General features: G+C 63.3%; 18 protein-coding genes. 1 reads left to right on the forward strand and 17 read right to left on the reverse strand.

The window, feature by feature from the left end:
* Window positions 1-28 precede the first annotated feature (28 nt).
* The 13 genes from nuoN to B3P22_RS08415 all read right to left on the reverse strand — a co-directional run bounded on the left by nuoN (window position 29) and on the right by B3P22_RS08415 (window position 15017).
* Window positions 29-1513, reverse strand: a complete 1485-nt coding sequence (nuoN, locus tag B3P22_RS08355; protein WP_296270635.1) for an NADH-quinone oxidoreductase subunit NuoN — start codon at window positions 1511-1513, stop codon at window positions 29-31.
* A gap of 19 nt (window positions 1514-1532) precedes the next feature.
* The gene (nuoM, locus tag B3P22_RS08360) at window positions 1533-3062 is read right to left on the reverse strand and encodes an NADH-quinone oxidoreductase subunit M (RefSeq protein WP_296270636.1); all 1530 of its coding nucleotides are present in this window, start codon (window positions 3060-3062) and stop codon (window positions 1533-1535) included.
* A gap of 15 nt (window positions 3063-3077) precedes the next feature.
* The gene (gene nuoL / locus B3P22_RS08365) at window positions 3078-4928 is read right to left on the reverse strand and encodes an NADH-quinone oxidoreductase subunit L (protein WP_296270637.1); all 1851 of its coding nucleotides are present in this window, start codon (window positions 4926-4928) and stop codon (window positions 3078-3080) included.
* Window positions 4925-5233, reverse strand: a complete 309-nt coding sequence (nuoK, locus tag B3P22_RS08370; protein ID WP_003460477.1) for an NADH-quinone oxidoreductase subunit NuoK — start codon at window positions 5231-5233, stop codon at window positions 4925-4927. Before nuoK ends, nuoL begins: the two co-directional genes overlap by 4 nt.
* Window positions 5230-5739: an NADH-quinone oxidoreductase subunit J gene (gene nuoJ / locus B3P22_RS08375; RefSeq protein ID WP_296270638.1), complete on the reverse strand. Its 510-nt coding sequence runs from the start codon at window positions 5737-5739 to the stop codon at window positions 5230-5232. The genes nuoK and nuoJ overlap by 4 nt, the downstream gene beginning before the upstream one ends.
* A 160-nt stretch (window positions 5740-5899) precedes the next feature.
* Window positions 5900-6448, reverse strand: coding sequence for an NADH-quinone oxidoreductase subunit NuoI (gene nuoI, locus B3P22_RS08380; RefSeq protein ID WP_296270639.1), 549 nt, complete (start codon window positions 6446-6448; stop codon window positions 5900-5902).
* Window positions 6449-6459: 11 nt separating this feature from the next.
* Complete coding sequence (gene nuoH / locus B3P22_RS08385) at window positions 6460-7452, reverse strand: NADH-quinone oxidoreductase subunit NuoH (RefSeq protein WP_197856507.1); 993 nt, start codon at window positions 7450-7452, stop codon at window positions 6460-6462.
* The gene (gene nuoG, locus B3P22_RS08390) at window positions 7449-10172 is read right to left on the reverse strand and encodes an NADH-quinone oxidoreductase subunit NuoG (protein WP_296270640.1); all 2724 of its coding nucleotides are present in this window, start codon (window positions 10170-10172) and stop codon (window positions 7449-7451) included. The genes nuoH and nuoG overlap by 4 nt, the downstream gene beginning before the upstream one ends.
* A gap of 59 nt (window positions 10173-10231) precedes the next feature.
* Entirely contained in the window at window positions 10232-11578 is a 1347-nt protein-coding gene (gene nuoF, locus B3P22_RS08395) for an NADH-quinone oxidoreductase subunit NuoF (RefSeq protein WP_296270641.1), read from the reverse strand.
* A complete protein-coding gene (gene nuoE, locus B3P22_RS08400) occupies window positions 11575-12075 on the reverse strand; it encodes an NADH-quinone oxidoreductase subunit NuoE (RefSeq protein WP_296270653.1) in 501 nt (166 codons plus the stop codon). The genes nuoF and nuoE overlap by 4 nt, the downstream gene beginning before the upstream one ends.
* On the reverse strand, window positions 12072-13853 hold the full coding sequence (gene nuoC, locus B3P22_RS08405; protein WP_296270642.1) for an NADH-quinone oxidoreductase subunit C/D: 1782 nt from the start codon (window positions 13851-13853) through the stop codon (window positions 12072-12074). The genes nuoE and nuoC overlap by 4 nt, the downstream gene beginning before the upstream one ends.
* A gap of 62 nt (window positions 13854-13915) precedes the next feature.
* The gene (locus B3P22_RS08410) at window positions 13916-14593 is read right to left on the reverse strand and encodes a NuoB/complex I 20 kDa subunit family protein (protein ID WP_013715478.1); all 678 of its coding nucleotides are present in this window, start codon (window positions 14591-14593) and stop codon (window positions 13916-13918) included.
* A 10-nt stretch (window positions 14594-14603) separates the two neighbouring features.
* Window positions 14604-15017 (reverse strand): NADH-quinone oxidoreductase subunit A, encoded by a 414-nt coding sequence (locus tag B3P22_RS08415; protein WP_013715479.1) that lies wholly within the window; start codon window positions 15015-15017, stop codon window positions 14604-14606.
* A 571-nt stretch (window positions 15018-15588) separates the two neighbouring features.
* Here B3P22_RS08415 and B3P22_RS08420 point away from each other — a divergent pair.
* Window positions 15589-16977, forward strand: a complete 1389-nt coding sequence (locus tag B3P22_RS08420) for a pectin acetylesterase-family hydrolase (RefSeq protein WP_296270643.1) — start codon at window positions 15589-15591, stop codon at window positions 16975-16977.
* 40 nt (window positions 16978-17017) lie between these two features.
* Here B3P22_RS08420 and B3P22_RS08425 read toward each other — a convergent pair whose 3' ends face one another.
* The 4 genes from B3P22_RS08425 to B3P22_RS08440 all read right to left on the reverse strand — a co-directional run bounded on the left by B3P22_RS08425 (window position 17018) and on the right by B3P22_RS08440 (window position 21425).
* Window positions 17018-17680 (reverse strand): hypothetical protein, encoded by a 663-nt coding sequence (locus B3P22_RS08425; RefSeq protein ID WP_296270644.1) that lies wholly within the window; start codon window positions 17678-17680, stop codon window positions 17018-17020.
* 144 nt (window positions 17681-17824) lie between these two features.
* On the reverse strand, window positions 17825-19420 hold the full coding sequence (locus B3P22_RS08430) for an isocitrate lyase (protein WP_296270645.1): 1596 nt from the start codon (window positions 19418-19420) through the stop codon (window positions 17825-17827).
* Window positions 19421-19977: 557 nt separating this feature from the next.
* Window positions 19978-20787 (reverse strand): secretin N-terminal domain-containing protein, encoded by an 810-nt coding sequence (locus B3P22_RS08435; RefSeq protein ID WP_296270646.1) that lies wholly within the window; start codon window positions 20785-20787, stop codon window positions 19978-19980.
* Window positions 20784-21425, reverse strand: coding sequence for a histone acetyltransferase HPA2 (locus B3P22_RS08440; RefSeq protein ID WP_296270647.1), 642 nt, complete (start codon window positions 21423-21425; stop codon window positions 20784-20786). The genes B3P22_RS08435 and B3P22_RS08440 overlap by 4 nt, the downstream gene beginning before the upstream one ends.
* Window positions 21426-21433: the final 8 nt, after the last annotated feature.

A 21433-nucleotide genomic window follows, 5' to 3' on the forward strand; every position in this document is an offset into this window, starting at 1 on the left:
AAAGCCCTGCATCTGCGGGGCTTTTCGTTCAGTGCGCCAGGGCAACCAGTCCGGCGTGTTGCGCCAGTTCCAGCAACGGCTGTGGGTACACGCCGATGATGAAGGCGAGCAGGGCGACCACCAGTAGCATGATGCCACCGGCGCGCTGACCCCAGTCGAAGGGCGCGTCGTGGCGATGCATGTTGGGTTCGCGCATGAACAGGGTGACCATCACCCGCAGGTAATAGAACACGCCGATGGCGCTACCCAGCACCATGGCGCCGAGCAGCCACCACAGCTGCGCCTCGACACCGGCGGCGATCACGTAGAACTTGCCGATGAAGCCTGCCGTCAGCGGAATGCCGGCCAGCGACAGCATCATCACCGTAAGCACGGCGGTCAGGTAAGGGCGCCGCCAGAACAGGCCACGGTACTCGTACAGTGCATCGGCATCGCGGCCGCTGTAGGGCGTGGACATCAGGGTGATCACGCCGAAAGCGCCGAGGCTGGTCAGCACGTAGGTGGCCATGTACACGCCCACCGCTTCCACGGCCAGGCCCTTGCTGGCGATCAGCGCCACCAGCAGGTAACCGAAGTGGGCGATGGAGGAGTAACCCAGCAGGCGCTTGAGGTTGTTCTGCAGCAGGGCCAGCAGGTTGCCGAACAGGATCGAAGCGATGGCGATCAGGGTCAGCAGGTCGCTCAGCCAACCGCCGCTCATGGCCGGGGATATCTGGTACAGGCGCAGCAGCACGGCGAATACCGCCACCTTGCTGGCGGTGGCCAGGAAGGCCGCCACCGGCGCCGGAGCGCCTTCGTAGACGTCCGGTGTCCAAAGGTGGAAGGGCACCAGCGACAGCTTGAAGGCCAGGCCGATGAGCATCATGCCGATGCCGATCTGCACCAGTTGGCTGCTCTCGCGTGCCAGGCTGACACCCAGGTCGACGAACGCCAGGTTGCCGGACTCGGCGTACAGCAGCGCCATGCCGAATAGCAGGAAGGCGCTGCCTGCGGCCGACAGCACCATGTACTTGATGCCGGCTTCCAGCGAGCGCTTGTTGAAGAAGGCGTAGGCGATCATCCCGTAGGTCGGCACCGACAGCAGCTCCAGGCCAATGAAAAGACCAGCCAGATGTTGCGCGCTGACCAGCACCAGACCGCCGGCAGCCGACAGCAGCACCAGCAGGTAGAGCTCCTCGCGGTTGCGTGGGTAACCCTTGCCCGACTCACCTCCCAGGTAGGCATGAATAAGCGTGATGCAGGCCAGGCTGGCGGCCAGCACCAGCGCCATGTAGTAGCAGGCGAAGTTGTCGATCAGCAGCAGCGGGGTGACTTCCAGTGGTGCCACGTCCAGCGTTGGAATGAGCGACAGCAGCGCCAGATTCAGGCCCGCGACCGAGAGGATGAAGGTCACCGTGTGATTACGCTTGGCGGCGATCGCCAGCATCACCACGACAGCGGTGAGGCTGGTCACCAGCAGCGGCAGCAGGGCGATCAGGTGTTGCAGGGTGAAGTCGACAGCGTGATGTTCCATGAGTCTCTAATCCTTACCCTTACCGGCCCGAGGCGAGTTGATCGAGGGCGCCTGCCATCCACTGCTGCACGCCATGCATGCTGGCAGCGGAGGTGTCGAGCACCGGTTGCGGGTAAACGCCAAGCAGAATCAGCAGCACGCCAAGGCCGAGCACCATGGCCAATTCGCGGGCTTTCAGCCCGGGCAGCGGCGCGTCCTGTTGCACCGGGCCGAAGTAGGCGCGGTGGATCATCGCCAGGGCGTACACCGAGCCGAGTACCAGGCCGCTGGCGGCGATCACCACGACCCAGGGCGCGCCAGGGAAGCTGCCGAGCAGGATGAGGAATTCGCCGACGAAGTTACCCGTGCCCGGCAGGCCCAGCGCGGCGGCGGCGAAGAACAGGCTGATGGCCGGCAGCCAAGGCATGCGCGCCCAGATCCCGCCCATCTGGCGCAAATCACGGGTGTGCACGCGTTCGTACAGCTGGCCGCAGAGGATGAACAGCGCGGCAGCGGACAGGCCGTGGGCGACCATCTGTACCACTGCGCCCTGCAGGGCGATCTGGCTGCCGGAATAGATGGCAATCAGCACGAAGCCCATGTGCGACACGCTGGAGTAGGCCACTAGGCGCTTGATGTCGGTCTGCGCGAACGACAGTAGTGCCCCGTAGATGATGGCGAACACGCCGAGCCACTGGGCGATGGGCGCGAACTCCGCCGATGCATTGGGGAACAGCGGCAGGGCGAAGCGCAGCAGGCCGTAGGCGGCGGTCTTCAGCAGGATGCCGGCCAGGTCGACGGAGCCGGCGGTCGGTGCCTGGGCGTGGGCGTCCGGCAGCCAGGAGTGCACCGGCACCACCGGGAACTTCACCGCGAAGGCGACGAAGAAACCGAGCATCAGCAGGTATTCGGTGCCCGGCGCCAGTTCGGTCTTCAGCAGGTCGGCGTAGTTGAAGGTCAGCACGCCGGTCTGGTTGAAGTGCACGAACACCAGGGCCAGGATCGACACCAGCATCACCAGGCCGCTGGCCTGGGTGAAGATGAAGAACTTGGTGGCGGCGGTGATGCGGGTGCGGCCGTCGCTGCCGCTATGACCCCAGAGCGCGATGAGGAAGTACATCGGCACCAGCATCATTTCCCAGAAGAAGAAGAACAGGAACAGGTCGACGGCGAGGAACACGCCGACCACGCCGCCGAGAATCCACATCAGGTTGAGGTGGAAGAAGCCGACGCGGTTCTGGATCTCGTTCCACGAGCACAGCACCGAGAGCACGCCGAGCAGGCCGGTAAGCACCACCATCAGCACCGACAGGCCGTCCATCGCCAGGTGAATGGTGATCCCCAGACGTGGAATCCAGTCGATGATGAACTCGTGGGCCCAGCGTGGGCCGCCGTCCGGGGCCGGCGCCAGGGTGAAATCACCACTGACCCATAGCCACAGGCTCAGGCCGAACAGCAGACCCATGGTGATCAAGGCGATCCAGCGCGGCAGGACGTGGCCGAAGCGCTCGCCTTGCCAGCACAGCAGGCCGCCGATGAAGGGAATCAGGATTAGCCAGGGCAGAATCATGACAGGCTGTTTTCCTTAACTCAGAAAGAGGATGGCGGCGAGCACCAGTACGGCGCCCCCGGCGATCGAAGCGGCGTACCAGCGCACCTGGCCGGTTTCGCTGCGCACCAGTGCGGCGTTGCCACCACGCGCAAGCAGCGGAATCAGGCCGATGCTGCGGTCGATGGGGTCGCGGCGCAGCAGGTGGCAGAGCGCAAGGTAGGGGCGCACGAACAGCTTGTCGTAGAGCCAGTCGAAGCCCCAGGCAGCGAACCACAGGGCGCTCAGCAGGCGACCCGGCGCGCTCTGCGCTACGGCAGACGCAACGCGACGCTTGCCGAGGAAGAGCAGGGCGGCGATGACGATGCCGCTCACCGCGATCAGCCCCGACAGCAGCTCCAGGCTGTGCTTGGCCTCGCCACCGGCATGGCCGGCGCTCTGTGGCAGCACGCCGGCCAGCGGCGGGGTGATCCAGGCGCCGATGAAGGTGGACAGCACGATCAGTACCAGCAGCGGCAGGTTGTGGGCGATGCCATGGCCGGCGTGTGCCTCGGTCTTCTGCTCGCCGTGGAAGGCGATGAAGATCAGGCGGAAGGTGTAGATCGAGGGCAGGAAGGCGCCGACCAGGCCCGCGTAGAGCAGCTCGCTATGACCGCTGGCGAAGGCTTCCCAGAGTATCTCGTCCTTGGAGTAGAAGCCGGCGGTCAGCAGCGGCAGGGCAGCCAGGGCAGCGCCGCCGACGACGAAGCTGGCGTAGGCCAGCGGCAGCTTCTTCCACAGCCCTCCCATTCTGAAGATGTTCTGCTCGTGGTGGCAGGCGTGGATCACCGCACCGGAGGCGAGGAACAGCAGGGCCTTGAAGAAGGCGTGGGTCATCAGGTGGAAGATCGCCGCATCCCAGGCACCCACGCCCAGGGCGAGGAACATGTAGCCGATCTGGCTCATGGTCGAATAGGCAAGGATGCGCTTGATGTCGGTCTGCACCAGTGCGGCAAAGCCGGCCAGCACCAGGGTCACGCCGCCGACGATGCCGACCAGTTCGAGAATCTCTGGGGTCAGCAGGAACAGGCCATGGGTGCGCGCGATCAGGTACACACCAGCGGTGACCATGGTCGCGGCGTGGATCAACGCCGACACCGGGGTCGGGCCGGCCATGGCATCGGCCAGCCAGGTCTGCAGCGGCAGCTGGGCGGACTTGCCCACCGCGCCGCCCAGTAGCATCAGAGTAGCCAGCCATAGCCAGATGTCGCCGGCCACATATTGCTGCGGCGCCAGCACCATCAGCTCCTGGATGTTCAGCGTGCCGAGATTGATGAACAGCAGGAACATGCCGATCATCAGGAACACATCGCCGACGCGGGTGACGATGAACGCCTTGAGCGCCGCGTTACCGTTGGGCACGTGCTTGTAGTAGAAGCCGATCAACAGGTACGAGCACAGGCCCACGCCTTCCCAGCCGAAGAACAGCACCAGCAGGTTGTCGCCGAGTACCAGCAGCAACATGCTGAAGATGAACAGGTTGGTGTAGGCGAAGAAGCGCGAATAGCCTTCTTCACCGCGCATGTACCAGCTGGCGAACAGGTGGATCAGAAAACCCACGCCAGTGACCACGCCGAGCATGGTTGCCGACAGGCCGTCCAGATGCAGGGTGAAGCTCGGCGCCAGGCTTTCGACGTTCATCCACTGCCACAGGGTCAGGCTGTAGGCGCCGCCGGCCGGCGGATTGCCGAGGAACGCGGCGATGACCCAGGCAGCGCTGGCGGCCGCCAGGCCGATGGAGCCCACACCGATCAGCGCACTGGTGTTTTCCGAGAAGCGTCCGCGCGAGAAGGCCAGCAGCAGCCAGCCGAGCAGCGGGAAAAATAGAGTCAGGGCTAGAAGGTTCATCCGCGCATCTCGCTGGCAGCGTCGATATCCAGAGTGTTGAAGCGGCGATACAGCTGCAGCAGGATCGCCAGGCCGATACTGGCCTCCGCGGCTGCCAGGGTGATCACCAGAATGAACATCACCTGGCCGTCAGCCGCGCCCCAGCGGGCTCCGGCGACGACGAAGGCCAGCGCGGCGGCGTTCATCATCACTTCCAGGCTCATCAGGATGAACAGGATGTTGCGCCGCACCATCAGGCCGACCAGGCCGATGCAGAACAGCACGCCGGCCAGGGCCAGGCCGTGTTCCAGAGGTATACCGGTCATACGCTGGGCTCCTTGGCATCATGGCGGCCCAGGTGGTAGGCAGCGACCAGTGCGGCGAGCAGCAGCATGGAAGCCAGCTCCACCGCCAGCAGATAGGGGCCGAACAGGCTGATGCCGACGGCCTTAGCTTCCACTGTGGTGTGGCCGATGTGGGCGTCGCTGACGTGGTTGAGCAGCACATAGAGCAACTGGCCGAGCAGCAGGGCGCTGAGAATCGCTGGGCCAACCCAGATGCCGGGCCTCAGCCACTTGCGCTCCTGCTCGGCGGCAGCCGGGCCGAGGTTGAGCATCATCACCACGAAGACGAACAGCACCATGATGGCGCCGGCATAGACGATGATTTCCAGCGCGCCGGCAAAGGGGGCGCCCAGGGCGAAGAACACCATCGACACCGCCAGCAGCGAGACGATGAGATAGAGCAGGGCATGCACCGGGTTGGTGTTGGTGACCACCCCAACCGTCGATGCCACCGCCACGCCGGCAGCGAAGTAGAACGCGAATTCCATCAGAAGCTCCTTACTCCGCTCGCCTCATGAGAAGCAGCGGCATATCTCGGGATATGACGCCAAAGCCGTAGGAGCGAGCTCTGCTCGCGAAGCGTTTGGCGTTGTCTGCGTTCGCGAGCAGAGCTCGCTCCTACAGGGCGGGAAAATCCATGACCCTGGCTCATGGCAACAGCCCCTTAACATTGATCGGCTCGGCCTCGTTCTGCGCGGCGCCCTTGGGCTTGCCGGCGATGGCCATACCGGCAACGCGGTAGAAGTTGTAGTCCGGGTTCTTGCCGGGGCCGCTGATCAGCAGGTCTTCCTTCTCGTACACCAGATCCTGACGCTTGAACTCGCCCATCTCGAAGTCGGGGGTGAGCTGGATCGCGGTGGTCGGGCAGGCTTCCTCGCACAGGCCGCAGAAGATGCAGCGCGAGAAGTTGATGCGGAAGAACTCCGGGTACCAGCGACCGTCGTCGGTTTCGGCCTTCTGCAGCGAGATGCAGCCCACCGGGCAGGCCACGGCGCACAGATTGCAGGCGACGCAGCGCTCTTCGCCGTCGGGGTCGCGGGTCAGGACGATGCGGCCACGGTAGCGCGGCGGCAGGTAGACCGCCTCTTCCGGGTATTGCAGGGTGTCGCGCTTGCGAAAGCCATGGCTGAAGACCATGACCAGGCTGCGCAGTTGGGTGCCGGTACCGACCAGCACGTCCCAGATGTACTTGAACATTGCTTTTCTCCTTACTGGGCCGTGGCCAGCACGACGGCGCCGGTCACCAGCAGGTTGATCAGGGTCAGCGGCAGGCAGAACTTCCAGCTGAAGGCCATGACCTGGTCATAGCGCGGGCGTGGGATCGACGCGCGCAGCAGGATGAAGATCATGATGAAGAAGGCCGTTTTCAGCGCGAACCAGAAGAACGGAATCTGCGGCAGGATGCCGAACGGGCCGTGCCAGCCACCAAAGAACAGGGTTACCAGCAGCGCCGACACGGTGACGATGGCCACGTATTCGCCAACGAAGAACATGCCCCATTTCATCCCGGCGTATTCGATGTGGTAACCATCGGCCAGCTCCTGCTCGGCTTCCGGCTGGTCGAACGGGTGACGGTGGGTCACGGCGACAGCAGCGATGAAGAAGGTACAGAAGCCGAAGAATTGCGGAATGATGAACCACAGGTTCTGCGCCTGGTAATCGACTATGTCGCGCATGTTGAACGAGCCGACCTGCGCCACCACGCCCATCAGCGCCAGGGCCAGGAAAACCTCGTAGGACACTGTCTGCGCCGAAGCGCGCAGGGCACCGAGCAGGGCGAACTTGTTGTTGCTCGACCAGCCGGCGAACAGCACGGCATAGACCGACAAACCGGCCATGGCGAAGAAGAACAGGATGCCGATGTTCAGGTCCGCCACGCCCCAGGTCGGGGTGATGGGGATGATGGCGAAGGCCATCAGCATCGCCGAGAAGGCGATCATCGGCGCCAGGATGAAGATGAACTTGTCGGCGAACGGCGGCGTCCAGTCCTCCTTGAAGAACATCTTGATCATGTCGGCGGCGATCTGGAACATGCCGAACGGCCCCACACGGTTGGGACCGTAGCGATCCTGCCACCAGCCGAGCAGACGGCGCTCGATGAAGCTCAGCAGCGCGCCGCAGACCACCACCACCAGCAGGATGACGATGGCCTTGAGTACAGCGATGACGATCTCGATCAGTTCGGGCGTCAACCAGCTCATTGCGCGGCCTCCTGCAGCAGGGTCACGCTGGCACCGGCGACTGCTGCCGGAATGCCCGGCAGGCCAACCGGCAGACCGACCAGACCGACGGCCAGATCATCACGCACCTGCAGCGGCAGGCGCAGTGCCTGACCGTTGACGCGCAGGGCCAGCAGTGCACCGTCGTTCACGCCCAGGCGTGCCGCCTCATCGCGGGCCAGGACCACGTAGGGCTCGGGCATGCGTTCCTGAATCGGTTTGGCGCGCGCGGAGTTTTCCTCGCTGCCGAACAGGTGGTGCAGCGGCGCCACCTGCCAGGTGCCGGCTGCCGGGTTGAACGCGGCGTTCACGGCGAACCAGGGCAGGGCGTTACCGGCGGCTTCGAGCAGGCGCACGCCGGGGTCGCCGGCACGCAGGTGACCACCGACCTCGTCCTGGAACTTGTTCCAGGCCTGTGGCGAGTTCCAGCCCGGCGACCAGGCGAACGGAATCTGCTGCCGATCTTCCTTGCTGCCGGCGTAGCCTTCCATGGAGAAGGCGAAGGCGGTGTCCTGATCCTGCGGCTGACGCGGCTCGTGCACGCTGATGTTGGCGCGCATGGCGGTGCGGCCGCTGTAGCGGTGCGGCTCGCGTGCGAGCTTGAGGCCCTTGATGCGGAACGAGGCGCTCGGCGCTGCATCCTTGATGCCGGACAGCAGCGGGTTGCTGGCGGCGCAGGCTGCGGTGACCTGATCCAGTTGCGTCCAGTCCACGGCCTTGCCCTGCAGGGTGCTGTGCAGCGCGTGCAGCCAGCGCCAGCCTTCGCGGATCAGGATGCCCGCGTCGTAGTAGCTCGGTTCATAGACCTGGAAGAAGCGCTGGGCGCGGCCTTCGAGGCTGACCAGGGTGCCGTCGCCTTCGGCGAAGCTGGCCGCCGGCAGCAGCAGATGGGCGCGTTCGCTGGTGGCGGTGCGCTGGTGATCGGCGACGATCACCGCTTGCGCGGCGCTGAGCGCGGCGTCGACCTTGGCCGCATCGGCGCGGCGGTACAGGTCGTTTTCCAGCACGATGACGGCATCGGCGTGGCCGTTGCTCAGAGCATCGAGTGCGGCATCGACGGACTCGCCGCCCTGCTCTTTATCCAGAAGAAGTGCCAGCCCCAGGCTGTTGGCCTCGGGTACCACCAGGCTCAGCGAGCCGTTCTTCTCGCGGTTCTTCAGCGCGCTGGCGATATTGGCGGCGGCTTCGATCGGGGCCTTGTCGCCCAGGGAGGCGCCGGAAACGACCAGCGGGCGCTTGGCATTGATCAGGGCATCGGCGATGCGCTGCACCAGTTCGCCGGCTTCGGCGTCCAGGCCATCGACGGCCGGTGCGCTCGGGTCGATGGCGTGGGCCACGGCGAAACCGATACGGGCCAGGTCGGCCGGCGCGGCATGCACACTTTCGGCGGCCACGTCATCCAGGCGGGTTTCGCCGACGCTGGCAATAAACAGCGGGTGCAAAGCGTGCTGTGCAACGTTCTGCACGGCTGCCATGTGCCAGTCCTGAATACGCGCACCGGCAGCGATTTCGGTGGCCTTGCCCTTGACCGCCTGGCGCAGGGCCAGGGCCAGGCGTGCGGCGGTCTGGGTCAGGTCTTCGCCGAGAACGAAGATGGCGTCGTGCAGTTCGACATCGCGCAGGGTCGGCGTTGGCAGCGGGCCGTTTTGTAGGATGTCGCGGATCAGGCGGATATTGGCCAGTTCGCCAGCGGCGATACCGCTGTAGAAGTTGTCGGCACCCACCAGTTCGCGCAGGGCGAAGTTGGATTCCAGGCTGGCACGCGGCGAGCCGATGCCGATCACGCGCTTGCCCTTGAGCAGCTCGGCGGCCTTGTCCAGCGCGGCATCGATGCCGATAGCCTGGCCAGCCAGCAGCGGCTGACGCGGGCGATCCGCATTGTTGACGTAGCCATAGCCGAAACGGCCACGGTCGCAGAGGAAGTACTGGTTCACCGAGCCGTTGAAGCGGTTCTCGATACGGCGCAGCTCGCCGTAGCGCTCACCGGGGCTGATGTTGCAGCCGCTGGAGCAGCCGTGGCAGATGCTCGGGGCGAATTGCATGTCCCACTTGCGGTTGTAGCGCTCGGCGTGGGTCTTGTCGGTGAATACGCCGGTCGGGCAGACCTCGACCAGGTTGCCGGAGAACTCGCTTTCCAGCGTGCCGTCCTCGACGCGGCCGAAGTACACGTTGTCGTGCGCCCCATAGACGCCCAGGTCGGTGCCGCCAGCGTAATCCTTGTAGTAGCGCACGCAGCGGTAGCAGGCGATGCAGCGGTTCATCTCGTGGGCGATGAAGGGGCCGAGCTCCTGGTTCTGGTGGGTACGCTTGGTGAAACGGTAGCGACGGGCGTTATGCCCGGTCATCACCGTCATGTCCTGCAGGTGGCAGTGACCGCCTTCCTCGCACACCGGGCAGTCGTGCGGGTGGTTGGTCATCAGCCATTCGACGACGCTGGCGCGGAACGCCTTGGATTCCTCGTCGTCGATGCTGATCCAGGTGTTGTCGGTGGCAGGCGTCATGCAGGACATGACGATGCGACCACGGGTGTCGTTCTCGTCGTTGTACTGCTTGACCGCGCACTGGCGGCACGCCCCGACGCTGCCAAGCGCCGGATGCCAGCAGAAGTAGGGGATATCGAGTCCGAGGGACAGGCAGGCCTGCAGGAGGTTGTCTGCACCATCGACTTCGAAATCTTTGCCGTCTACGTGGATAGTGGCCATTTCTTTAAGTCTTCGTTTACCCGCTTCATAAAAGCGGCTGGCTAAGGGAATTAGTCTGTTCAGCTCGCACTTGCCGGCATGCGGGGCGTGGTCGCCACCTTGGCCACGCCGGCCTCGAACTCTTCACGGAAATACTTGATCGCGCTGCCCAACGGCTCCACGGCGCCTGGCGCGTGAGCACAGAAGGTCTTGCCCGGGCCGAGGAAGTTGACCAGGCCGAGCAGGGTGCGGATGTCGTCGGCGGTGCCTTCGCCGCGCTCCAGGGCGCGAAGAATCTTCACGCTCCATGGCAGGCCGTCGCGGCACGGCGTGCACCAGCCGCAGGACTCGCGGGCGAAGAACTCTTCCATGTTGCGCAGCAGGGAAACCATGTTGATCGAGTCGTCCACCGCCAGCGCCAGGCCGGTGCCCATGCGCGTGCCGACCTTGGCGATGCCGCCGGCGTACATCTGCGCCTCGAGGTGCTCGGGCAGCAAAAAGCCGGTGCCGGCGCCGCCGGGCTGCCAGCATTTGAGGCGATAGCCGTCGCGCATGCCGCCGGCGTAATCCTCGAACAATTCGCGGGCGGTGATGCCGAACGGCAGTTCCCACAGGCCGGGGTTCTTCACCTTGCCGGAGAAGCCCATCAGCTTGGTGCCGTGGTCTTCGCTGCCCGGGAGGGCGAGGCCCTTGTACCACTCCACGCCCTGACCAACGATGGCCGGCACGTTGCACAGGGTCTCGACGTTATTGACGCAGGTCGGTTTGCCCCACACGCCGACTGCAGCGGGGAAGGGCGGCTTGGCGCGCGGGTTGGCACGGCGGCCTTCCAGCGAGTTGATCAGCGCGGTTTCCTCGCCGCAGATGTAGCGGCCGGCGCCGGTGTGCACGAACAGCTCGAAATCGAAGCCTGAGCCGAAGATGTTCTTGCCGAGCAGGCCGGCAGCCTTGGCTTCGTCGATGGCGCGGTTGAGGTTGGCGGCGGCGTCGACGTATTCGCCGCGCAGGAAGATGTAGCCGCGGTAGGCCTTGAGGGCGCGCGCGGAGATCAGCATGCCTTCCACCAGCAGGTGCGGCAGCTGCTCCATCAGCATGCGGTCTTTCCAGGTGTTGGGCTCCATTTCGTCCGCATTGCACAGCAGGTAGCGGATGTTCATGGATTCGTCGGCCGGCATCAGGCCCCACTTCACGCCCGTGGGGAAGCCTGCACCGCCACGGCCCTTGAGGCCGGATTCCTTGACGGTCTGCACGATGTCGGCCTGCGCCATCTCGGTCAGCGCCTTGCGTGCGGCCGCGTAGCCGTTCTTCTGCTGGTATTCCTCCAGCCATACCGGCTGGGCGTCATCACGCAGGCGCCAGGTCAGCGGGTGGGTTTCTTCGCTGCGGGTAATGCGGTTGGCTGGGCCGATGGAGGTCAGGGTCTTCATTTGTAGTCCTCCAGCAGCTTGGCGACGCCGTCGGGTTGAACGTCGCCGAAGGTGTCGTCGTCGATCATCAACGCCGGAGCCTTGTCGCAGTTGCCCAGGCAGCACACCGGCAGCAGGGTGAAACGCTCATCGCTGGTGGTTTGGCCAAGGCCGATGCCAAGCTGCTTCTGCATCTCACTGATCACCGATTCATGGCCGCCGATGTAGCAGGTCATGCTGTCGCACACGCGAATCACGTGGCGACCGACGGGCTGACGGAAAATCTGGCTGTAGAAGGTGGCCACGCCTTCGACGTCGCTGGCAGGAATGCCGAGAATCTCGCCAATGGCGTTAGCAGCGCCATCTGGCACCCAGCCGCGTTGCTTCTGCACGATCTTCAGCGCCTCGATGCTGGCGGCGCGCGGGTCTTCGTAGTGATGCATCTCGTGCTCGATGGCCGAGCGCTCGGTTTCGCTGAGGGTGAAACGGTCGGTCTGAATTAGCGTGCTCATGATCAGCGGTCCACGTCGGCCATGACGAAGTCGATACTGCCCAGATAGGCGATCAGATCCGCCACCATGCTGCCGCGGATTACCGAGGGGATCTGTTGCAGGTGGGCGAAGCTGGGGGTGCGAATCCGGGTGCGGTAGCTCATGGTGCTGCCGTCGCTCGTCAGGTAATAACTGTTGATGCCCTTGGTCGCCTCGATCATCTGGAAGGCTTCGTTGGCCGGCATGACCGGGCCCCAGGAAACCTGCAGGAAGTGGGTGATCAGGGTTTCGATGTGCTGCAGCGTGCGCTCTTTCGGCGGCGGCGTGGTCAGCGGATGGTCGGCCTTGTACGGGCCTTCCGGCATGTTCTTCAGGCACTGGTCGATGATGCGGATGCTCTGACGCATCTCTTCCACGCGCACCATGCAGCGGTCGTAGGCGTCGCCATTGGCGGCCAGTGGTACCTCGAACTCGAAGTGCTCGTAGCCGGAGTAGGGGCGTGCCTTGCGCAGGTCGAAGTCGCAACCGGTGGCGCGCAGGCCGGCGCCGGTGGTGCCCCACTCCAGCGCTTCCCTGGTGTTGTACTGCGCGACGCCGATGGTCCGTGCCTTGAGGATGCTGTTCTTCAGCGCGGCCTTCTCATATTCGTCGAGGCGCTTGGGCAGCCAGTCGACAAATTCCTTGACCAGCTTGTCCCAACCGCGCGGCAGGTCATGGGCGACGCCGCCGATGCGGTACCAGGCCGGGTGCAGGCGGAAGCCGGTGATGGCTTCGATCACCTTGTAGGCGCGCTGGCGGTCGGTGAAGGTGAAGAACACCGGGGTCATGGCGCCGACGTCCTGGATGTAGGTACCGAGGAACAGCAGGTGACTGGTGATGCGGAAGAACTCGGCCAGCATCACGCGGATGAAGTCGACACGGGCGGGCACTTTGATGCCGGCCAGTTTCTCCACCGAGAGCACGTAGGGCAGGTTGTTCATCACCCCGCCGAGGTAGTCGATGCGGTCGGTGTATGGGATGAAGCTGTGCCAGCTCTGGCGTTCGGCCATCTTCTCGGCACCACGGTGGTGGTAGCCGATCTCCGGCACGCAATCGACGATCTCTTCGCCGTCGAGCTGCAGGATGATGCGGAAGGCACCGTGGGCGGATGGGTGGTTGGGGCCGAGGTTGAGGAACATGTAGTCCTCGTGCTCACCACCGCGTTTCATGCCCCAGTCTTCGGGATTGAAGCGTGCGGCTTCTTCCTCGAGCTGCTGCTTGGCCAGGGTCAGGCTGAACGGATCGAATTCGGTGGCGCGCGCCGGGTAGTCCTTGCGCAGCGGATGACCTTCCCAGGTCGGCGGCATCATGATGCGACTCAGGTGCGGGTGGCCGGTGAAGGTGATGCCGTACAGATCCCAGACTTCGCGCTCGTACCAGTTGGCGTTGGGCCAGATGCCGGTGGCGGTGGGCAGGTTGAGGTCGCGCTCGGACAAGGCGACCTTGATCATTACGTCACTATTACGCTCCAGCGACATCAGGTGATAGAACACCGTGAAGTCGGCTTCCGGCAGGCCGCGACGCTGGGTACGCAGGCGCTCGTCGACGCCATGCAGGTCGTAGAGCATCACGTAGGGGCGTGGCAGGTTGCGCAGGCACGTGAGCACTTCGATCAGACGCTCACGGGCGACCCAGAGTACCGGCATGCCGGTGCGGGTGGCTTGCAGGGTGAAACTGTCGTCGCCAAAACGGGCGCGCAATTCGGTGACGACGTCCTGGTCGTCAGCCTTGTAGGGCGGTATGGACACAACGGTGTCTTGAGTCATGGTCTCGGTCGCTGTCGATCAACGTAGAAAGTGGCGTGACGCTTGCGCAGGCAAGCATCGGCTCAGACTTCGTCGGGGCTACGCAGGTTGGTAACGGCGATTCGCTGCTCGCGTCGCTGTTCCTTCTGCGAAGGCATTTCGGCACGGTAGATGCCTTGATCGCCAACGACCCAGGACAGCGGGCGGCGCTCCTGGCCGATGGATTCCTGCAGCAGCATCAAGCCTTGCAGGAACGCCTCCGGACGGGGCGGGCAGCCGGGAATGTAGACGTCCACGGGGAGGAACTTGTCCACGCCCTGAACGACCGAGTAGATGTCGTACATGCCGCCGGAGTTGGCGCATGAACCCATGGAGATAACCCACTTGGGCTCCAGCATCTGCTCATAGAGACGCTGGATGACCGGCGCCATCTTGATGAAGCAGGTGCCGGCGATGACCATGAAGTCGGCCTGGCGGGGTGATGCGCGAATGACTTCCGCACCGAAACGCGCCACGTCGTGCGGGGCGGTGAAGGCGGTGGTCATTTCCACATAGCAGCAGGACAGGCCGAAGTTGTACGGCCACAAGGAATTCTTGCGCCCCCAGTTGACCGCGCCGTTAAGCACGTCCGAGAGCTTGCCCATGTAGATGTTCTTGTGAACCTGATCCTCTAGCAGCGGGTCGGAGACGACCTCCCGCTGGCCGATCGGATACGCCTCGTTGGGCGCATTCGGGTCGACCCGAGTAAGTTTGTATTGCATCGCCAAAGCCTCATTGTTTCAGCTTCGCCTGCCGTTCACGACGTCCCTGCGGTGCCCAATCGAGCGCGCCGATACGCCAAAGATAGACAAGACCTGCCAACAGAATTGCTATGAAAACTGTAGCTTCGATCAGGCCCGCCCAGCCGCTTTCGCGCACCGAGACTGCCCAAGCGAAGAGATAGAGGGCTTCAACGTCGAAGATCACGAAGAGCATCGCGACCAGATAGAACTTGGCTGACAGGCGCAGGCGCGCGCTGCCGGTGGGAAGCATGCCCGACTCGAAAGGCTCGTTCTTGCTGCGCCCCCAGGCCTTGCTGCCAAGCAGGCTGGAAACGCCGAGCATGAAGGCGATGAGCCCGCAGACGCCCAGCAAGAAAACAGCGAAGGCCCAGTTATGGGACATGGTCGTTACAGCATCAGGCATGCCGGTACTCCTTGAACTAAGGAACGGCTTTTAATTTAGTAGTGGCCAGGCGCCGTCGAGGGCGCTGACGCAAAGTGTGTATACAATACTATGTGCAAGGTAACTGTAAGTAAATTTTTCAAAGCAATTTATCCTGCAGTTTGGCCCTTTGTGTCGAGCTTCTGACCGATTTGTCGCAATGATGCAAATCAGCCGCGAACAGCATCGCCTCTGCCGTCAGGACTATAGCCAAGCACGCTGGTATGGCAATTCATCGGCCATTCATCCGCCTAATGTGCATCATTTTCTTGCGTGATTATCCCCGCCGAGATGCGTATTCAGCTGCAACTTTGGTGTTTGGCCCAAAGCACTGGCCGCGATGGAAAATTCCCTCAGCGCATAAAGCGGCCCGCGATTTATCACCAAATGTTATCCCCTGAGAGAGGCCGCTACGCCGATCCTGTACTAGCGTGCATGAATCGATAAAAGCGATGTACCAATCATGCAGTGCCCACCACCCGTTGGGTCTGCGAAGTTACCCCAGCCTGGGTATGCCGGCCCTTCGTACGCATAACAACATGAGGGGTTTGCCATGCCTGTCGAGTCGCGTCTTGTCCCAGCCATCATGCTGCTCGCCCTGAGCGCGCCTGCCAGCGCGGAGCTGGGCGATTACAGCTTCTGGCAGGGGTTGAGCAATCTGGTTTCGCCGCCCAAGGCCGATAACCCGGTGACGCCTGCGCAACGTGTCGGGCCATACCCGCTACTGGCCAACCCGAGCGGTTTCGCCACCGGCTTCAACCCTAGCAACTATTACGGTTGGCAAACGATCCAGATGGCGCCACAAACCGGTGCGGTGTGTGGCAACGGCTCGCCTTACAAATTCTTTATCAATCGTGTGCCGAACACGCGCAATACCATCGTTTACCTGGAGGGCGGCGGTGCTTGCTGGGACTATGCCAGCTGCAGCGGCCAGAGCGGCATACGCGGCGCGCGCAACCCAGATGGCATCGCCGACGACTACATGTCCCTGCTCAACCCCGGCGCCAGCCTGGTAAGCCCCTTCGTCGTGCGCCTGCATCCGTGGACGCGGGTAAAGACGCAGAACTGGAACATGGTTTACGTGCCGTACTGCACGGGGGATATCTACTCCGGCGACAAGGTGGCGGTCTACCAGGACCCGCAGGGTGAAAACCCGCCGCTGGTGTGGCACCACAACGGCCTGCGCAACATGCGCGCGGTGGCAGGGTGGCTGAAGGACAACCTGCCGCGGCCAACGCAGATGCTCACCACCGGTTGCAGCGCCGGCGGTGCGGGCAGCCTGACCAATTACGCCAACCTGCGCCAGGACATCGCCCCGGATCGCGGTTACCTGATCAACGACTCCGGGCCTGTGTACACCGCGCTGGCTGGCGACAATCAGGCGTATCCGTCCTATCCGCTGCAGGCCTTCATTCGTCAGGCCTGGGGGCTCGATGCCGCCGAGGGACCGCTGCAGTACCTGCAGGCACGCCTGCCAGGCTTCAACAGCAACGACCTGGGCACTCTGTATCCGGCGCTTTCGAGCAACCTGCCGGGAGATCGAATGGGGCATACGCATTTCTGGCAGGACCTGAACTATTCATCCTATTCCTACGAGCGTTTCTATCCGGAGATCGTCAATGCGCCGAATCAGGCCGCCAGGGAGGCGCTGATCAAGCAGCGCTGGGCGACCGATACCACGCGTCTGCGCAGCCAACTGGCCAACCTGGGCAATGTCGGCGGCTACTTCCCACAGTTTCGAAACGTCAACGAAAGCCACTGCACCAGCATCATCGAATTCGCCAACGCCGATATTCAGGAGCAGAACCTGCAACTGGACAACTTCGTCGGTAGCGTACTGGACGGCAGCGGACAGGTGCTCGACGCTTCCGAAAGCAGCGATGTGGCCGATCGCAACAAGCCGTTCAACCTCCTGTATTACCTGCTCGATCAACTGCTCTGATGCTCAGCGGGCGCGGTGACGAACAGCTTTGCCACCATATTCAGCTGTCTGGCGCTTGCCGGTAGTTGCGTTCGCGGGCCTGTTGCAGGCGCTGGCGCAGATATTGGTCGCGAGTCAGCCCGTCGGGGATGTTCTGCAGGGCGAGGACTTCCTCGACGATGCGCTTTTCCTCGGCCTTGTAACGGTCGAAATCCGGGTCTGATCGCTGTGCCAGTCTGGCTTCGCGTTCGGCGCTTATGGCCCGGTAGCGCTCGATCAGCGCCTCGGCGCGGCTCTTCTGCTCGTTTTCGTCGTCGCTGACGGCCTTGATCAGGGCGATCTGCAGCAGCAGGGCTTCGCTCAATGCCAATTCTCCCTGTTGTTCCATGGCGTCGAGCCCTTCGCTCAGCGCCTGCGCCTGAGCTTCGCGGCTGCCTGCATCGAACTGCTTTGCCTGCTCGATGAAGGCTCTATAGCGTTGATGAAATTCCAGGCGCCGCTCCTGTTGGCGAACCTCAGGCCTTGCCAGCAGTTGGCGTTGCTCCGTGCTGAGGTCCGTCGACGGTGGCGGGGCGCTGTCCTGGAAGGCTGCAGGCGCCTGACTCTGCTCGGAATCGACGATGACAGGTTCCTGAGCGGTAGGGCGCTGCCAATACCAGGTCAGGGACGCGCTACCGACCAGAAGGCAGCTGCCCAATAGCAGGGCTTGGCGTGGTGAAGGCATGGGGCGACTCCAAAGGGCGTCGTCTGAGCTTAGGAGCTGTGGGGCGTGAGGGAAAATGCAGGACGAAAAAAAGCCCCAGCAGAGCCGGGGCGGATTAGGCAAAAAGTCTGCTGCGGATGCGTGGTCCGCAGCAGGGAACCGTTCTTAGTGGAACTGGTTCATCGTGTTGTCTTTACCGCTCGCCTTCAGAGCAGCTTCGCCAGCGAAGTACTCCTTGTGGTTGTCGCCGATGTCGGAGCCGGCCATGTTCTGGTGCTTGACGCAGGCGATACCCTGACGCAGTTCCTGACGCTGAACACCTTTCACGTAGGCCAGCATGCCCTGGTCGGCGAAGTAGCCCTTGGCCAGGTTGTCGGTGGACAGAGCAGCAGTGTGATAGGTCGGCAGGGTGATCAGGTGGTGGAAGATACCGGCGTGAGCGGAACCATCGCGCTGGAAGGTACGGATCTTCTCATCGGCTACCTGAGCCAGCTCGGTCTCGTCGTACTCGACGCTCATCAGCTTGGCGCGGTCGTAGGCGGAAACATCCTTGCCTTCGGCAACCATGGCGTCGAACACCTGCTGACGGAAGTTCAGGGTCCAGTTGAAGGACGGGCTGTTGTTGTACACCAGCTTGGCGTTCGGGATGACGTCGCGGATGCGGTCGACCATGGCCTTGATCTGGCCAACGTGCGGCTTCTCGGTTTCGATCCACAGCAGATCGGCGCCGTTCTGCAGGCTGGTGATGCAGTCCAGTACGCAGCGGTCTTCACCAGTGCCCTTGCGGAACTGGAACAGGTTGGACGGCAGGCGCTTCGGACGCAGCAGCTTGCCGCCGCGGTTGATCACCACGTCACCATTGCCCAGATCGGCAGCGGACACTTCTTCGCAATCGAGGAAGCTGTTGTACAGGTCGCCCAGGTCGCCCGGCTCTTTGGTTACGGCGATCTGCTTGGTCAGGCCGGCGCCCAGGGAGTCGGTACGTGCGACGATGACGCCGTTGTTGATGCCCAGCTCGAGGAAGGCGTAGCGAACGGCAGCGATCTTGGCAAGGAAGTCGGCATGAGGAACGGTCACTTTACCGTCCTGGTGACCGCACTGCTTCTCGTCGGAAACCTGGTTTTCGATCTGGATGCAGCAGGCGCCGGCTTCGATCATGCGCTTGGCCAGCAGGTAGGTGGCTTCCGGGTTACCGAAGCCAGCGTCGATGTCGGCGATGATCGGGACGATGTGAGTCTCGAAGTTGTCGATCTGGTTCTGGATCTCGGCAGCCTTGGCCTGGTCGCCAGCTTCACGAGCGGCATCCAGGGCGGTGAACAGGAGGTCCAGCTCACGGCTGTCAGCCTGACGCAGGAAGGTGTACAGCTCTTCGATCAGGTCGGAGACGGCAGTCTTCTCGTGCATCGACTGGTCCGGCAGCGGGCCGAAGTCGGAGCGCAGGGCAGCGACCATCCAGCCGGACAGGTAGAGGTAGCGCTTGTTGGTGGTCTTCAGGTGCTTCTTGATCGAGATCAGCTTCTGCTGACCGATGAAGCCGTGCCAGCAGCCCAGGGACTGGGTGTAGACGGAGGAGTCGGCGTCGTACTCTTCCATGTCCTTGCGCATGATGTCAGCGGTGTACTGAGCGATTTCCAGACCGGTCTTGAAGCGGTTCTGAGCGCGCATACGGGCGACGGACTCGGGGTTGATAGCGCTCCAGCTGCTGCCGAACGTCTCTTTCAGAGCGGCTACAGCCTTGATGTCGTTTTGATATGCGGACATGGTCAATCCTTCAAAGAATGTGTTGGTTGAGCACCGACTACCCACGCAATGCGTGCACGGATGCAGCGGCTGCGGGAGGCTTCCACTTTGACGGCAAGAAAACGGCTGGGACGAGGATTGACCGCGAGGAGGGGGTGTGGCGAACAGTTCGAAAACTTCGTCTGGGGCCCTTGGCTCGTGGAAACCTCGGCACCTGCTGCATCATCGATCTGTTTGACGCTAAACGCTTCCCCGTCCCTCAGGACAACTTCGTTCCAGTCGCAACCTCGTCGTACGGCCTTGTGGGCTGTTGGGACACGGACCGCTACGAAGTACTTCGTGAACGATCTGGAGATCCTTTTCAGGACCCCTGGCTAGCGGGAGCGAGGCCATCATGCCTCTGGGAAAATACTTCGTCAAACGTTTTGTAGTGGTTTTTCAAAACTACTACATATTCATTCGGCGACTGATTGGTCATGCGCGGCAGCCCATGGCCTGGGCGTTTCAGGCATTTTTTGGGTTACGCGGCCTGTCCATCGTACCTAGGGCGCAAGGGCATTCGACTTTGGTCGGGGACGTCAGTCGAGGGCCTCAACTTTGAGGCGCAGTGACATGTCTCCGCGGCCTTGGGTGGTGTGCCGGCGTAGCACATCGCGGCCGCTGGAACTGGTTTGCTCGCTGACGCCGCCGAGGGTGATCCATTCGCCCAGGCGACCACTGACGCGCGTGTCGGTGCTCTGCACGTCGACCACGCCGGGGCGGTGGTCATTCATCCGGTCGCGCTGGCTGCTGATGGAAACATGCACCAGCTCGCCGGAGAGGCTGGCCGTTACGTAGAAGCCCTGGGTCACGTCACGGTACTGGGTGTCCTGGTACACCTGGCCGTACGGGCCGGTGCTGGTGCTGGTCAGCGGTACGCTCTGACCGACCTGGATCAGCGCCGGATAGCCCTCGGTGGCCTGCACCTGCTGGGTGCCGCCGCCGCGGCTGTCGGTGCTGCGACGGATGATGCGTACCTGGTCGCGACCGTTGACTTCGCCACGGCCGACCTGCACCTCGGCATTGCCGGCGCTAAGGGTGCCATCGGCCCGATAGCCACGGTCGTTCTGGTAGTTGCTGTCGGTACTTTCCACGGTGATCAGCAGGCGGCGCGGACGGGTGTCGAGCTGCTGCAGGAGCACGCGAACTTCGCCGATCTTGGCGGGTGAGGCATTGACCACCAGCTGGTTGCCGTAGGCACTGACCTTGCCCTCGTTGCCGAGCATCGACTGCACCACGCCGATTACGTCGTCGGCGGTGCGGTAGTTCAGTGGGATCACCTCGGTAGCGGCTTGCAGCGGCAGGCACAGGCCGAGAAGCAGGGCGGCGAACAGCGTGCGCAGGGTCATAGCAGGAAGCTCCGCAGGTCGGGGTCGGTGATGCTGGTGTCCCAGGCCTGATCGAACTGGGCCTGATGCTGGCGCACGCGCGCCGGATCGTTGTACAGGGTGTAGCCGGACTGCTGATCGAGTTCCGGGCGCAACAGCAGCCCTCTGTCGTCGGCGATCAGAAAGGCCAGTTCATCGCTGGCGTAGTCCGGGTTGAGTTTGCGGATATGCAAGTTGGAGGACAGCCGACGCGATAGGGCGAGCAGGCGATGGCCTTCCTTCACCGCACGGGTTGGATCGCGCAGCAGGATGCGCAGGCGCGCCCGCGGGCTGTTCAGCAGGAAACGGGTGCAGGCCTGCTGCACGCTGCTGTGGTGATAGAGCCAGGGTTCGAGATCGTCGGTATACAGACACAGGTTGCGCTGGGCCTGCTGGATCAATGCCAGAACGTGGGCGCGCGCCTCCTGCGGCTTGCTGAAGCGCTCCAGGTGCTCATGCTGGCCGAGGACGAACGGTGCCGGCTCGCATTGCGCCGCGTCCGCCGTGACAGGCTCGGGGTTGTGCACGGCAAAACGCCCCGGCGACTCGAATTCGATGGCCGCCAACTCAGTGGCTTCTGGCGTATCGCTCGGTTCGACCGGGGCGTCTTTTTCGTTCATCTGGGTCT

Origin of the sequence: Pseudomonas sp. UBA6323 (assembly GCF_002439135.1) — a bacterium.
Lineage (GTDB): Bacteria > Pseudomonadota > Gammaproteobacteria > Pseudomonadales > Pseudomonadaceae > Aquipseudomonas.